General features: G+C 56.9%; 15 protein-coding genes and 1 pseudogene. All 16 read left to right on the plus strand.

Annotated features, from left to right (window positions below; translation table 11 throughout):
* The first annotated feature begins 2 nt into the window (after window positions 1–2).
* The 16 genes and pseudogenes from L2D14_05865 to L2D14_05940 all read left to right on the plus strand — a co-directional run bounded on the left by L2D14_05865 (window position 3) and on the right by L2D14_05940 (window position 13,669).
* Complete coding sequence (locus tag L2D14_05865) at window positions 3–980, plus strand: calcium/sodium antiporter (GenBank protein WNK00948.1); 978 nt, start codon at window positions 3–5, stop codon at window positions 978–980.
* A 12-nt stretch (window positions 981–992) separates the two neighbouring features.
* Window positions 993–1,748, plus strand: a complete 756-nt coding sequence (locus L2D14_05870) for an SDR family oxidoreductase (protein WNK00949.1) — start codon at window positions 993–995, stop codon at window positions 1,746–1,748.
* A gap of 20 nt (window positions 1,749–1,768) precedes the next feature.
* Window positions 1,769–2,182, plus strand: a complete 414-nt coding sequence (gene folB / locus L2D14_05875; protein ID WNK00950.1) for a dihydroneopterin aldolase — start codon at window positions 1,769–1,771, stop codon at window positions 2,180–2,182.
* Window positions 2,183–2,533: 351 nt separating this feature from the next.
* Window positions 2,534–4,444, plus strand: coding sequence for an excinuclease ABC subunit UvrC (uvrC, locus tag L2D14_05880; protein WNK00951.1), 1,911 nt, complete (start codon window positions 2,534–2,536; stop codon window positions 4,442–4,444).
* A gap of 12 nt (window positions 4,445–4,456) precedes the next feature.
* Window positions 4,457–4,741, plus strand: a pseudogene (locus L2D14_05885) (DUF3303 family protein).
* A 59-nt stretch (window positions 4,742–4,800) separates the two neighbouring features.
* Window positions 4,801–5,445, plus strand: coding sequence for a CDP-diacylglycerol--glycerol-3-phosphate 3-phosphatidyltransferase (gene pgsA / locus L2D14_05890; protein ID WNK00952.1), 645 nt, complete (start codon window positions 4,801–4,803; stop codon window positions 5,443–5,445).
* Window positions 5,446–5,516: 71 nt separating this feature from the next.
* Window positions 5,517–6,035, plus strand: a complete 519-nt coding sequence (gene mobB / locus L2D14_05895; protein ID WNK00953.1) for a molybdopterin-guanine dinucleotide biosynthesis protein B — start codon at window positions 5,517–5,519, stop codon at window positions 6,033–6,035.
* A complete protein-coding gene (locus L2D14_05900; GenBank protein WNK00954.1) occupies window positions 6,022–7,281 on the plus strand; it encodes a molybdopterin molybdotransferase MoeA in 1,260 nt (419 codons plus the stop codon). The genes mobB and L2D14_05900 overlap by 14 nt, the downstream gene beginning before the upstream one ends.
* A 4-nt stretch (window positions 7,282–7,285) precedes the next feature.
* Window positions 7,286–7,537 carry a molybdopterin converting factor subunit 1 gene (gene moaD / locus L2D14_05905; protein WNK00955.1) on the plus strand — a complete coding sequence of 84 codons (252 nt, stop codon included), beginning with the start codon at window positions 7,286–7,288 and terminating at the stop codon, window positions 7,535–7,537.
* 1 nt (window position 7,538) lies between these two features.
* Window positions 7,539–8,003, plus strand: coding sequence for a molybdenum cofactor biosynthesis protein MoaE (locus L2D14_05910; GenBank protein WNK00956.1), 465 nt, complete (start codon window positions 7,539–7,541; stop codon window positions 8,001–8,003).
* A 4-nt stretch (window positions 8,004–8,007) separates the two neighbouring features.
* Window positions 8,008–8,850 (plus strand): LOG family protein, encoded by an 843-nt coding sequence (locus L2D14_05915; GenBank protein ID WNK00957.1) that lies wholly within the window; start codon window positions 8,008–8,010, stop codon window positions 8,848–8,850.
* A gap of 73 nt (window positions 8,851–8,923) precedes the next feature.
* Entirely contained in the window at window positions 8,924–10,138 is a 1,215-nt protein-coding gene (locus tag L2D14_05920; protein ID WNK00958.1) for an EAL domain-containing protein, read from the plus strand.
* A gap of 57 nt (window positions 10,139–10,195) precedes the next feature.
* Window positions 10,196–10,723, plus strand: coding sequence for a gamma carbonic anhydrase family protein (locus L2D14_05925; GenBank protein ID WNK00959.1), 528 nt, complete (start codon window positions 10,196–10,198; stop codon window positions 10,721–10,723).
* Window position 10,724: 1 nt separating this feature from the next.
* Window positions 10,725–12,248 carry an AMP-binding protein gene (locus L2D14_05930; protein WNK00960.1) on the plus strand — a complete coding sequence of 508 codons (1,524 nt, stop codon included), beginning with the start codon at window positions 10,725–10,727 and terminating at the stop codon, window positions 12,246–12,248.
* Window positions 12,245–13,039, plus strand: coding sequence for a citryl-CoA lyase (locus tag L2D14_05935; protein ID WNK00961.1), 795 nt, complete (start codon window positions 12,245–12,247; stop codon window positions 13,037–13,039). The genes L2D14_05930 and L2D14_05935 overlap by 4 nt, the downstream gene beginning before the upstream one ends.
* 3 nt (window positions 13,040–13,042) lie before the next feature.
* Window positions 13,043–13,669 carry a flavin reductase family protein gene (locus L2D14_05940; GenBank protein ID WNK00962.1) on the plus strand — a complete coding sequence of 209 codons (627 nt, stop codon included), beginning with the start codon at window positions 13,043–13,045 and terminating at the stop codon, window positions 13,667–13,669.
* Window positions 13,670–13,674 lie beyond the last annotated feature (5 nt).

The raw sequence follows: 13,674 nt of genomic DNA on the forward strand, positions 1-13,674 counted from the left end.
GAATGATGATGTATTTGCAGGTTATCGGGGGCTTTGTGATCCTCGTCATTGCCGCTGAGGCAATGGTGCGCGGCGCTGTCATCCTGGCCGAGAAGATGGGAATTTCGGCGATGGTGATCGGCATGACTGTGGTGGCCTTCGGCACCTCGGCGCCGGAACTCATGGTCAGTCTGCAGGCATCACTCAACGGTTCGACCGGTCTTGCTCTTGGGAACATCGTCGGCTCGAACATTGCCAATGTCTGGTTGATTCTGGGGGCGTCCTGTCTTGTCACGCCGATCCTGGTTCGCCCCGATGCAATGAAGCGCGATGTTATCCTGTTGATGGGCGGTTCTCTGCTTTTTACCGGTTTCTGCCTTGAGGGAGAACTCAGTATCCTCGCTGGTCTGGTCTTGCTTGTGGTTTTTGCAGCATTCCTGGGGTTTTCTTATTTCCGGGAGAAAGCCGACCCGGTCGTGATGAAAGAGCATGAGGAAGAGCTGGAAGAACTTGAAAAAGGCTTGCCGAAGAGCGTCCCGCTGGCGATCGCGGCAACGGTTATCGGTATTGCCGGCCTGGCCTTCGGTGCAGACATGCTGGTTGCCGGCGGTTCCGAGATCGCCCGTTCGTTCGGCGTATCCGAGGAAGTTATCGGTCTGACCCTGTTTGCCTTCGGCACGTCGCTGCCTGAACTTGCGGCATCCGTCGTTGCCGCCTACCGGGGGCATCCGGACGTTGCCATCGGCAATGTCGTCGGCTCCAATATCTTCAATATGATGCTGGTCGGCGGCATTGTTTCGTTGGTGACGCCGATCCCGGTGCCCGGACAGGTGCTCAGCTTCGACATATGGGTGATGCTGATAGCGACCTTGATGCTTCTGCCGGTGTTGCTCGGCTGGATGAAGCTGGATCGTAAATATGCGTTCCTGTTTTTCGTCATATATATCGGCTATGTCGGTGCGCAGGCCTACGGTGTCGAGCGTCTGCTGGCGGCCATCTGAGAAAGATCGAATATGCGGCATGTCCTGGTAACGGGTGGCGCGAAGCGTATCGGCAAGGCAATTGTCGAATGTCTGGCCCAGGAAGGCTGGGACGTCGCGATCCACTACAACGGATCTGCCGATGACGCGGAACGGCTGGCCGCCGATGTATGCGCGACGGGCCGCAGGGCTGTTGCACTTCAGGCTGATTTGTCTGATGAAAATGCTTTGCAAAACCTAACTCAAGAAGCATCCGCCGCTCTTGGCGGTCTTTGCGCGCTTGTGAATAACGCTTCTGTTTTCAAGCGCGATGACCTCGGTACGGATGGTCGCACGTTCTGGGATCTGCACATGGCGGTTCATGTGCGTGCACCTTATGTCTTGTCACAAGCGCTGTTCCGGCAATTACCGGAAGATGTGCCGGGGGCGATCGTCAATATCGTCGATCAACGTGTGCTCAACCCGAGTAGCCATTTTCTGAGTTATACGCTCAGTAAGATGGCGCTCTGGGACCAGACTAAGGTGCTGGCGCGTGCGATGGCGCCACGTATCCGCGTCAATGCGGTCGGGCCCGGCCCCGTGTTGCCGAGTTCGCGCCAAAGCGGGGAAGACTTTGAGCGTCAGGCTCGCCAAACCCCACTGGCGCACGTCGTGCAGCCGGGTGAGGTGGGCCGTGCAGCGGCGTTTCTCCTTGACGCTCCGTCGGTGAGCGGGCAGATCATCGCTGTCGATGCGGGGCAGCATATGAACTGGGCGTTTGAGACGCCGGAAACGGCACCCCGGGAATAACGTGAAAGCGGAAGGTGAGCATGGAACCGAAAGAAGTCCTGGAACCCTTGAAGATTGCCGATGCGCGTCAGCGGGTTCGCCATGTTTTCGTCCGTGATCTCGTATTGCTGGCTCTAATCGGCGTGCATGATCACGAGCACGACAAGCCTCAGCGGGTACGGGTTAATCTCGACCTTGCGGTGCGTGAGAGTGAAAAAGGCCTCGATGATGATCTGGCGAATGTTGTTTGCTACGAACAACTGGTGTCCGGGGTGCAGAAAATCTTCGATCAGGGCCATGTCGGGCTTGTCGAAACGATTGCCGAGGCCATTTCCGAGATGTGCCTGACGGATACCCGCGTTCGATCGGCACGGGTACGTGTTGAAAAACTTGATATTTTTGACAATGCACAAAGTGTCGGCGTGGAAATCGAACGATTTAATAGCAAAGTATAAATCGTTAATATATCAGCGTTTACTTCCCTATAAATACGCCAGGTAGACTTTACCCGGCCTATGTTTTGCACAATTTGAGGTATGTTACGTACATATGGCGTACGTATTGAAAACCTTTTGCGGCTGCCAGGGAATTAAAAAAAAGTACAGCAATATCAATGCATTACGTGATTGCATAATTTTTAGGCACTTTAATTAAACCCTACTGATTCATAACGATTTTTCCCGGTTCCGGCTTTTTTCAACATGGTTATCCACAGGAATCGTGGATAGGTTTATGGTTAATCCTAACGTCATCCTGACTGTCCGTCCCCGAGTTGACGGATTGCCCTAAACTGTTGAAATAAAACCATGCAAGACCAGCCGTTAGAAATTGAAGGCGATAAGGGTGACGTCACCGGTGCCCCGGATAAGGGGGCGGATGTGATACGGGCGCGGTTGCCGGGATTGCCGACCTCGCCCGGGGTCTACCGCATGCTCAACGAAGCCGGTGATGTGCTGTATGTCGGTAAGGCGAAGAATATTCGCAAACGGGTCACCAGTTATGCCAACCCGAACCGTCAGTCGATCCGCATCCGCAGGATGATTGCGCAGACCGTCGATCTGGAAATCGTCAAAACCGAGACCGAGGCCGAGGCACTTCTTCTGGAATCGGATCTGATCAAGCGCTATGCGCCCAGATACAACATCCTGCTGCGTGACGATAAATCATTTCCGATGATTCTTGTTACCGGGGATCACGACTATCCACAGATCGTCAAGTACCGGGGCGCACGGAACCGTTCGGGAGAGTACTTCGGCCCGTTTGCCTCGGTATGGGCCGTCAATGACACGCTGGGGCTTTTGCAGCGCGCCTTTTTGCTGAGAACGTGTTCGGACAATGTTTTTGCCAACCGTACCCGGCCGTGCCTCTTGTTTCAGATCAAGCGTTGCAGCGGTCCCTGTGTCGGGCGGATTTCCAAAACGGATTACAAGGGACTGGTCGACGAGGCACGCGAATTTCTGACCGGTGACAGCCAACGCATCCAGCGCAAGCTGGCTGAGAACATGCAGGCCGCATCAGACGACCAGGAATATGAGCTGGCAGCGCAGTACCGAGATCGCATCCAGGCCCTGACGCGTGTGCAGTCCCGCCACGAAGCCTTCAGCGCAGGATTGGAGGAAGCCGACGTCATTGCCCTGCATCAGGAAGGCGGCCAGACGTGCGTGCAGGTGTTCTTTTATCGCGGTGCCCGCAGTTACGGGAATCGTGCCTATTTCCCGAGCCATGCACGTGAAGATACACCCGAAGAAGTGATGGAGGCATTTATCGGCCAGTTTTACGCCCGTACAACGCCGGCGCGTCTGATCCTGACATCGCATAAACTGCCTAACCGGGGCCTGGTCGAAGAGGCGCTTCGGGTGCGCGCGGATCGCAAGGTTGAAATCCGTGTGCCGACGCGTGGTGAAAAGAAACGCGTTATCGACAATGCCGTCACGAATGCCCGCGATGCACTGGCACGGCGGATGTCGGAAAGCGCGTCGCAACGTAAACTTCTTGAAGGCTTGTCAGGTGTGCTGAACCTCGACGGTACGCCGGAGCGGATCGAGGTATATGACAATTCGCATGTTTCGGGGACCAATGCGATCGGCGCGATGATCGTCGTCGGATCCGAAGGCTTCATGAAAAACGCCTACCGCAAATACAATATACGCCGTGCCGGTGCGGGCGGGGCATCTGCGGGGGATGATTACGATATGATGCGCGAAGTGCTGGAACGGCGTTTTTCGCGCGCACTCAAGGAAGACCCGGACAAGACAAAGGGGCAGTGGCCCGACCTTGTGCTCGTTGACGGCGGCAAGGGGCAGCTGTCTGCGGCACAGGATGTTTTCGACCGGTTGGGGATCGAGGATGTGCCGCTCGCGGCGATCGCCAAGGGGCCTGACCGGAATGCCGGGCGTGAAAAAATCTTCCTGCCGGGCCGGACCGAGGCGATCCAGCTCGGCTACAAGGATCCGGTTCTGTATTTTCTGCAGCGTATACGGGACGAGGCGCATCGCTTTGCGATTGGCACACATCGCGCGAAGCGCGGCAAACAGGTGAATAAATCCATATTGGACGAGGTTCCGGGTGTAGGTGCGAAACGGAAAAAGGCCCTGTTGCATCATTTCGGCGCTGCGCAGTCCGTCGCCAGCGCCGGTATCAAGGATCTCGAGACCGTTGACGGTGTCAGCCACGCCATGGCCAAGAAAATCTACGACTGGTTCCATCCGGAGGACTGATCCATGCTCTATATGGTCATCGAGACCTTTGATGCAGGCGCCGAGGCCGTCTATGCTAGATTCGCCGAAAAGGGACGCATGCTCCCCGACGGACTACACTACATTGATAGCTGGGTAACGATTGACCGGCACCAGTGTTAGCAGATCATGTCGGCTGAAACGCCGGAACTGCTCGACGCATGGATGGCGCACTGGAATGATATTGTCGCGTTCGAAGTGTTGCCGGTTCTTTCCAGCCGTGATGCGCAAAAGCAAATACCGGGTATGGAGCAGGTTTCAACCTGGGGCGGAAGCTGATAGAAAAGGTTGCTGGAACGGGGGCCTTGTGTCCACGCGTAACACCCGGGGCTTTGGGCATGCTGACGAAGATACCGAATATGCTGACGATAGGGCGGATCGTTGCGATCCCGCTGCTTGTCGTTGCCCTGATTTTCCTCGAAGCCCCGCTCGCCAACTGGATTGCATTTACCTTTTACACGCTGGCCTGCGTCACGGACTTTTTCGACGGCTATCTGGCGCGAGCACTGGGCCAGCAATCGGCCTTCGGACGGTTTCTGGATCCGATTGCCGACAAGTTGCTGGTGGCTTCGGTGCTGCTGGTTCTGGTCGGTGTCGATCGTATCAGTGATGTTACCGTTCTGCCGGCGGCGGTCATTCTTTGCCGCGAGATACTTGTATCGGGACTGCGCGAGTTTCTTGCCGAAGTCCGGGTGCCGATGCCGGTAACGGCGCTTGCGAAATGGAAAACGACCATACAGATGCTGGCCCTCGGATTTCTGCTGGTCGGCCCTGCCGGCCCTGAATTCGGGCCTTTAAGCACAACCGAAGTCGGTGTTATCGGTCTTTGGGGGGCGGCGCTGCTGACGCTGGTCACGGGGGCGGATTATCTTATCGTCGGTATTCGCCAGATTGCCGCTGTGGATGAAAGGGCGGCCGACAGTGACGGAAAATCCGGTAGCAGCCCCGACACCGGCGGCGGTAAAATGCGCAAGGTTGGCTAATACCTTGCACGGCCGATGAAAATTCACCACATACGAGCAAAATCCGATAAGAAACCAGAGGGTATCCAGGTATGAAGATTTTCGGTTTCGCAGGCTGGAGCGGCAGCGGCAAGACGACACTGGTCAAGGCGGTCATTCCCGCGTTGATCGAACGCGGCCTGAAGATATCGACCATCAAACATACACATCATAATTTCGATATCGACCGCCCCGGCAAGGATTCGTTCGAGCACCGTACGGCAGGGGCCCATGAAGTCGTGATTACCGGCGCCCAGCGCTGGGCCTTGCTGCATGAGAACCGGGGTGAGGCCGAGCCGAGCATCGAGGATATGCTGGCCCGCATGTCGCCTGTCGATCTGGTGCTGATCGAAGGCTTCAAGTCCTATCCGCACCCGAAGATAGAGGTTTACCGTCCGGAAATCGGCAAGCCATTGCTCTGCAAGGATGAGCCATCGATTGTTGCGGTTGCGACGACGGCGGCGCTCGATGTCGGCGTGCCGTGTCTTGATCTCGATGATGTAGGCGCGGTCGCGGATTTCGTGATGGCGTTTTGCGAATTGCCGGCGGAGCGGCGGCATGGCGCAGCTTAAGGATGATTGTTTTGCTTTCGGCGATACGCTGGTGCCGTATGCAGATGCCATGTCGGAGTTGGCGGCCAGGCTTGAGACGGTCGTCGATACCGAAACGGCTGCAATAACGAAAGCCGCAGGGCGGTTACTTGCCGAGGATGTCATATCCGACCGCCAGGTGCCGCCGCACGACAACAGCGCCGTCGATGGTTACGCCGTATTCCATGCGGATTTAAATCAGGATACGGAAACACGTCTGCCGGTTACGGGGCGTGTTGCCGCCGGGCATCCGCTGGGGCGAGACGCTAGGCAAGGTGAAGCCGTGCAGATATTTACCGGCGCCCCGATGCCTGAGGGCCTGGATACGGTCTTCATGGAGGAAGACTGCACGCGCGACGGCGATGCCGTTGTCCTGCCGCCCGGATTGAAGCAGGGCTCAAACCGCCGCTTTGCCGGGGAGGATATTCAGACCGGCGATGTTATCGTCAAGGCGGGAACCAAACTCCGCCCGCAGGACGTCGGCCTGGCCGCCTCGGTCGGCCGCGATACGCTTAAAGTCTACCAACCGCTTCGCGTCGCGGTCTTTTCAACCGGCGACGAAGTTCGCGATCCAAGCGGCGATGCACCGGCAGGGTGCATTTATGATGCGAACCGTTACACCGTGATGTCGATGCTCGCTCAATTGGGCATGGAAGTTACGGACCTCGGTATCCTTCCGGACAATGAACAGGCGATTGCGGATGCACTGGCGTCTGCCGCCGATGCGCATCATGTCCTGATGACCTCCGGCGGCGTTTCAGCCGGTGAGGAGGATCACGTTAAGTCCGCCGTTGAAAAACTCGGCGATATTCATTTCTGGCGTCTTGCCATCAAACCTGGCCGACCGATAGCGCTGGGTCAGGTTGGCGATACCGCATTCGTCGGCTTGCCGGGCAATCCGGTCGCCGCGATGGTGACATTCCTGATGGTGGCGCAGCCGATGCTGCGCCGGCTTGCCGGAGAAACCGGCTATAAGCCAACACGCCTCAGGGTAACGACGGATTTCGCCTATAAAAAGAAAAGCGGTCGCCGTGAATGGGTGCGGGTCGGGCTTGGCGGCGACGAGAACGGCGTCCCCGTCGCTTTCAAGCATCACTCCAGCGGCGCCGGCATTCTGACATCCATGGCCGCGGCGGATGGTCTGCTTGAAATCGGCGAAGATGTCGAGAAACTGGAAGCCGGTGCCAGCGTCACGTACATTCCCTTCAACGGGCTGTTATCGGGGTAAGATATTGAAACTTCTTTATTTCGCATGGGTGCGTGAGCGGATCGGCCAATCGTCGGAAGAAATCGCACGCCCGGAGGGTGTGGCGACGGTCGGGGAACTGATCGGTTGGCTGGCCGAACGCGGTGGCGGGTATACCGAGGCATTTGAAAATACGGCCCATGTCCGTGCGGCTGTTAATCACGAGCATGTTGATGCATCGCATCCGGTAACGGATGATGACGAGGTTGCTTTTTTCCCGCCGGTCACCGGAGGCTGAGATGATCCGCGTTCAGGAAAAGGATTTCGATCTGGCGGCCGAGTTGCAGGCGATGAGTGCCGGCAACACGGCAATCGGCGGTCTTTGTTCCTTTGTCGGCCTTGTCCGGGATATGGCGGGTGAGGCCGATATCGGCGCGATGACGCTTGAGCATTATCCGGGTATGACCGAACGCGCCCTCGAGAAGATCGAGGCGGAAGCGCGCGCACGCTGGCCGTTGGAAGCAACGCTGATCATACACCGATATGGGCGCCTTGAGCCGGGCGAGCAGATCGTGCTTGTCGCAGCGGCCTCGGCGCATCGTGAAGCTGCCTTTGAAGCCTGCCATTACCTTATCGACTTTCTGAAAACCCAAGCGCCGTTCTGGAAGCTCGAAGAAACGCCGGAAGGCCCTAAATGGGTGGATGCACGTGCCAGCGACGACGCCGCTACGGCGCGTTGGGCTGCCAAGGGCGGCGGGGAATAACCGTATGAAAAAAGGTGATGGCGGGAACTATGATGAGCCGGATTCCCAACAACCGATCAAGGCTTATGAGGATTTGGAATTCCTGAGAAGCCGGGACGGTCGGACGCTGAGGATATTGTCCGAATATCTGGAACCTGAAGCACGTTTTGAAGAATACAATATTGCCGATACCATCGTATTTTTCGGCTCGGCCAGGGTCAAAAGCCGCGAAGAAGCTGAAAAGCATCTGGATGCCGCTAAACGACACGGCGGGGATATCGTGGAAGCCGAGCGTGGCTTGCACATGTCACAGTATTACGAGGCCGCCCGGACCCTGGCGCAGCGCCTGACCACATGGTCGAAGACCCTTGAAGGGTCGCGCCGGCGTTTCGTCGTATGTACCGGCGGCGGCCCCGGTATCATGGAAGCGGCCAACCGGGGCGCTTCCGAGGCCGCCGGCATCAATATCGGGCTGAATATTTCCCTGCCCCATGAACAGCACGAAAACCCTTATGTGACGCGCGAGCTTGGATTCGAATTCCACTACTTTTTCATGCGCAAGTTCTGGTTCATCTATCTTGCCAAGGCGATGCTGGTTTTCCCGGGCGGTTTCGGCACCATGGACGAATTTTTCGAAACGCTGACCCTGATGCAGACCAATAAACTGAAAAAACGCGTGCCGATTGTGCTCTTCGGGAAATCGTTCTGGAAAGATGCCCTGAATCTAGATGCTTTGGTCGAGGCCGGGACGATTACGCCGGAGGATCTGGACCTGTTCCTGACGACGGATGATATCGACGAGGCATTCGACTATATTACGGCGGAACTGACACAACATGCGCTGGGGGCGCCCGGCGGCATATTGTAAGCGTCACTATTGCCGAAAAGATCGAACATGCGTACCCTAACTGACTGATTTTACCCAGAAAGGGGAACGGAGTTTGCCGGAAAATATCTATTCACGCTTGTACAAGGCGGGAGACGTCATCTTCCGCAGAAACGAGCCGGGCGATCATGCCTATTTCATTGAACGTGGGTCTGTAGACGTGATCATCGAAAAAGATGGTGCTGACTTCGTTATCGCACAGCTTGGACCTGGTGAAATCATTGGCGAAATGTCGATGATCGACGATGCCCCCAGATCTGCCGATGTCATTGCAACTGCGGATACGGAATTGATCGTGATCCAGCGCTCGCGTTTCATCAAGCCGCTGACATCCGCCGATCCGATGATGAACCTGATCTTGCGGGTTGTGCTGACCCGGTTCAGGAGTGCGCAAAATCGCTATTCCGGGCTCAGTAACAAAGACGACATCCAAAACGGTTCGCTCGAAGAAATACGGGCGATGGCATTTCAGCGGATCCATGATGAACGCGATTTACTGAGCGGCCTTGAAGCGCAGGAATTCCGGATGCATTACCAGCCGATCGTGTCTCTGGAGAGCGGCAAGATTGCCGGTTTTGAAGCGCTCATGCGCTGGCAAAAGGATGACGGCTCTTTTATTTCGCCGGGACAGTTTATCCCGCTTGCCGAAAACACCGGGCTGATCGTCGAGCTGGGCCGGTTTGCGCTGGAAACGAGCTTAAGCGACCAGAGCCGTTTCGCGGAAGCCTTCGCGCAGAAGAATCCCAATGACCCATTGCCGTTCATGAGTACGAACGTGTCCGGACTGCAGCTTTCCGATCTCGATGAAATTGATCGTATCGGCAGCATCATTCATGCAAGCGGGGTCGATCTGGAGCAGGTTAAGCTTGAGATCACCGAAACGCTGATGGTCGAGAACCCCGATCATGCGGCGAATGCCCTGAAAAAATTGAAGGCACTGGGACTTTCGCTTGCGATTGATGATTTCGGGACGGGGTATTCCAGCCTCAGCTATCTGCACATGTTCCCGCTCGATACCCTCAAAATCGACCGGGCATTCGTCAACAGCATGGACGAGACCGAAAATAGCCGGCGAATCGTGCACAGTATTGTCGGGCTGGCATTGGCGCTCGATATGAATATCGTTGCCGAGGGTATTGAGACCGAAGCGCAGCAGGCGCGGTTGCGGGAGCTCGATTGTCATTACGGGCAGGGTTATTTGTTCGCCAAGCCGCAATCGGCCGATGATGCGCTGGCACTGATCAACTCCGGCAAGACCTGGCAAATTTAGACGTTTTCCTTCCCATTCGCAGTCTGCCAAAATCTCCCGGACAAACGGAGGATACTTATGAAATACGCACTCGGTGAGGACCGGGTTACGACCCGTGGTGATGATTACTGGATTGCCCCAAATGCATCGGCGATTGGCAAGGTGACGCTGGAAGCTGGCGTTAGCATATGGTTCGGCGCTGTGCTGCGCGGGGACAATGAGCATATCATTATCGGCGAAGGCTCGAACATTCAGGAAAACAGCGTTCTGCATACCGATCCCGGCTATACGCTGCGTCTCGGTAAGGGTGTCACGGTGGGGCACATGGCGATGCTGCACGGCTGTACAGTCGGCGATAATTCACTGATCGGGATCGGCGCGGTGGTGCTCAACGGTGCCAAGATCGGTAAAAACTGTATTGTTGGCGCCAAGGCGCTGATTACCGAGAATACGGAAATTCCAGACGGATCGCTGGTCGTCGGCGCGCCCGGCCGCGTCATCCGTCAACTGAAACCGGAAGCCATTGCGGATCTGACGCGCATTGCCGAGCATTACGTGGAACGCTGGAAGCGCTTCAAGACCGATATGGTCGAGGACGGTGCCTGAGATGCTGCCGATCGACCATTTTTTCAGAGCCGCGCAACGCTTTCCGGACAGAATTGCGGTCCGGAGCGGCGAGATTGACATCACCTATGCGGATCTGGCGCGTCGCACCAATGCACTCGCCGCCGCACTTCAGGCAATCGATCCTGAACCTCAAACCCGCGTCGGTATTTGCGGTTATAATACGTTCGAGCATCTTCTGGCCTGGCTTGCGGTATTTGCCGCCGGCAAGACATGGGTGCCGCTCAACCCCCGTAATGGCAAGCCGGAGCTGGACCGGATCTGCGAAGTCACCAATCCGAAGATCGTCGTTATCGATGCGGACTGCTGGGACAAGGTGGATTGCCCGTCGGCCATGCGATTGATCGGCAAGCCGGGAGATCGGGCCGAAGGGACAGGCATTGAACAGCTTGTCGGCCAGTTCGATGGCGAAATGCCGACCCGTCACGATCTTGATCTCGATGATCTGCAGGCCATCAAGTTCACCGGCGGTTCCAGCGGTCAGCCCAAGGGCTGCATGCAGACCTACCGGGTTTGGAATACCTGCATCGTTTCTATGCTTCATGAATTCGGCTTTGATGCGGATGATCGCAATCTTCTTGCGGCGCCGATGACACATGGGACCAATACCCTGATTATGCCGACGTTCGCCGTCGGCGGGATGCAGGTTTTCATGGGGCAGGCGAAGCCGGCGTCGATTATCGAGGCGCTGGAAAAAGACGGTATTACCAGCGTTTTCCTCCCGCCGACCGTGATCTACATGATGCTCGACGAACCAGATGTCGAGAGCAGGGATTTCTCGGCACTCAGGCATTTGATCGTTGGCGGGGCGGCCATTCGCAAGGATGAAGTGCCGCGCGCGATGAAGGTCTTCAACAACGCCCTTGAAACCTGCTTCGGCCAGACGGAAGCGCCGCAAATCGCCATATGCATGCGTGCGGAGGACTGGGCCAAGCCGGAGAACTGGGCCTCGACCGGGCGCGCCACGCTTATGACGCGTGTCGAAATCATGGACACGGCGGGCAACATCCTTGCGCCGGGTGAAACCGGCGAGATCGTGCTCAAGGGCGACCTTGTCATGAAGGGCTATCTGGACATGCCTGAAAAAACAGCCGAGACGATTATCGACGGCTGGCTGCATACGGGCGATGTCGGCATCATCGACGAACGGGGTTTCATCTATATCAAGGACCGTATCCGCGATGTTGTCATCACAGGCGGCTTCAATGTGTATCCGAGCGATGTCGAGGCGGTATTGGGCCAGCATCCGATGGTCAGTGAATGCGTCGTCTTCGGTATTGCGGACCGCAAATGGGGCGAGGCGCTGACGGCGGCGGTCGAAGTTCGGCCGGGAAGCGATGTCAGTGGCGAAGAGATCGCTGCTTTCGTCAAGGAACGGCTGGATTCCGTGAAGACGCCGAAAGTTGTGCATATTGTCGATGAGTTACCGCGCTCGCCCGTCGGCAAGGTTTTGCGGCGCGAGGCCAAGGACAGATTCACGCCGAAGGATGGGGAGAGTGCAGCATGAGCGGGACAGAAAAGCCGACGACACGGCTGGCGACGCATACCAACGAGGAACTGTATTACCGCGATGACGGTCTTGTTGCGGATCTGATGGGCAATGTTACGTTCACGGAAATGATGTTCATGCACATCATGGGGCGCAAGCCGACGGCGGGCGAGATTGTTATTCTGGATGCGGTCCTGGTAACGCTGATGGAACATGGACTGACCCCCAGCGCAATCGCCACACGGCTAACGTATCATTCGGCGCCTGAAGCCCTGCAGGCGGCAGTGGCGGCGGGGCTGCTCAATGTCGGTTCGCAGTTCGTCGGCACCATGGAGAATGCGGCCAAGCTGCTCATGAGCCTTTTGCAGGACGATGAAGGGTTCGATGCCGCTGCCCGCCGTGAAATTCGTGCTCTCAGAGCCGCCAGGAAGCCGTTCCCGGGGTATGGCCATCACCTGCACAAGCCCGACGATCCGAGGACCGAGCGCCTGTTCGGAATTGCCCTGTCGCAGGAAGGGATCGACGGCATATACATCGACGCCATGAAGCGTTTGTCGGGCCTTATAGACGATGAACTGGGCCGTCATCTGACGATCAATGCGACAGGGGCCGTGGCTGCCGTATTATTGGAGATCGGGGTCGAGCCTGAAATCATGCGCGGGTTTTCCGTGATCAGCCGATCTGCGGGCCTTGTCGCGCATATCCGTGAAGAGCAATCCGAACCGACGGCGCGCCATATTTGGGATGTGGTTGAAGAAACGATCCCGTATGTTGGCGATGCACCAATCGGCGAGATGGAGGAGCACTAGATCATGTTTTGGAAAACCAGCGAACCGCACGGTCTCCCGCGCAACCCGTTCAAGAGTTGTGTCATCCCGCGTCCCATCGGCTGGATATCGACAATCGGTCCCGATGGTGTCGGGAACCTCTCACCATATTCGTTTTTCAACGGTGTCTCGGGCGATCCGCCGATGGTCATGTTTGCGAGTGGCGCGCGCTCTGCCGAAGCCCCCAAGGACAGCATTTACAATGTTCAGCAGACGGGGGAATTCGTCTGCTCGATGGTCTCATATGAATTGAAGGAAATTATGAGCGATTCCAGTGCGGCTTATGGACCCGAGGTCGATGAGGCCAATCATCTGGGAATAGAGATGGAGCCGTCCGAGTTGGTCAAGCCGATGCGCGTCAAGGCGGCCCCGATCCATTTGGAGTGCACCTACATCGATACCATGGAACTCCCCAAGGACAGGAACGGCGGTGGCAATGCGATCTGTGTCGGCCGCGTTGTCGGTGTGCACATCAAGGATGAATTCCTGGTCGACGGCATCGTCGATGTCGAAAAAATCCGCCCGGTCGCAAGGCTCGGGTATATGGATTACACCTCGGTTCAGGAAGTATTCCCGATGGCACGGCCAAGCCTGAAATCGGCGGCGGAGTGAGCCGC

It is taken from the genome of Thalassospiraceae bacterium LMO-JJ14 (assembly GCA_021555105.2).
Taxonomy (GTDB): domain Bacteria; phylum Pseudomonadota; class Alphaproteobacteria; order Rhodospirillales; family Casp-alpha2; genus UBA4479.

Excerpts from the sequence above, each read along its gene's own strand:
- uvrC (WNK00951.1), top strand. The coding sequence starts at position 2,534 with ATGCAAGACCAGCCGTTAGAAATTGAAGGCGATAAGGGTGACGTCACC.
- L2D14_05865 (WNK00948.1), top strand. The coding sequence starts at position 3 with ATGATGATGTATTTGCAGGTTATCGGGGGCTTTGTGATCCTCGTCATT.
- folB (WNK00950.1), top strand. The coding sequence starts at position 1,769 with ATGGAACCGAAAGAAGTCCTGGAACCCTTGAAGATTGCCGATGCGCGT.
- L2D14_05935 (WNK00961.1), top strand. The coding sequence starts at position 12,245 with ATGAGCGGGACAGAAAAGCCGACGACACGGCTGGCGACGCATACCAAC.
- L2D14_05930 (WNK00960.1), top strand. The coding sequence starts at position 10,725 with ATGCTGCCGATCGACCATTTTTTCAGAGCCGCGCAACGCTTTCCGGAC.
- L2D14_05940 (WNK00962.1), top strand. The coding sequence starts at position 13,043 with ATGTTTTGGAAAACCAGCGAACCGCACGGTCTCCCGCGCAACCCGTTC.
- L2D14_05870 (WNK00949.1), top strand. The coding sequence starts at position 993 with ATGCGGCATGTCCTGGTAACGGGTGGCGCGAAGCGTATCGGCAAGGCA.
- L2D14_05915 (WNK00957.1), top strand. The coding sequence starts at position 8,008 with ATGAAAAAAGGTGATGGCGGGAACTATGATGAGCCGGATTCCCAACAA.
- L2D14_05925 (WNK00959.1), top strand. The coding sequence starts at position 10,196 with ATGAAATACGCACTCGGTGAGGACCGGGTTACGACCCGTGGTGATGAT.
- L2D14_05910 (WNK00956.1), top strand. The coding sequence starts at position 7,539 with ATGATCCGCGTTCAGGAAAAGGATTTCGATCTGGCGGCCGAGTTGCAG.
- pgsA (WNK00952.1), top strand. The coding sequence starts at position 4,801 with ATGCTGACGAAGATACCGAATATGCTGACGATAGGGCGGATCGTTGCG.
- L2D14_05900 (WNK00954.1), top strand. The coding sequence starts at position 6,022 with ATGGCGCAGCTTAAGGATGATTGTTTTGCTTTCGGCGATACGCTGGTG.
- mobB (WNK00953.1), top strand. The coding sequence starts at position 5,517 with ATGAAGATTTTCGGTTTCGCAGGCTGGAGCGGCAGCGGCAAGACGACA.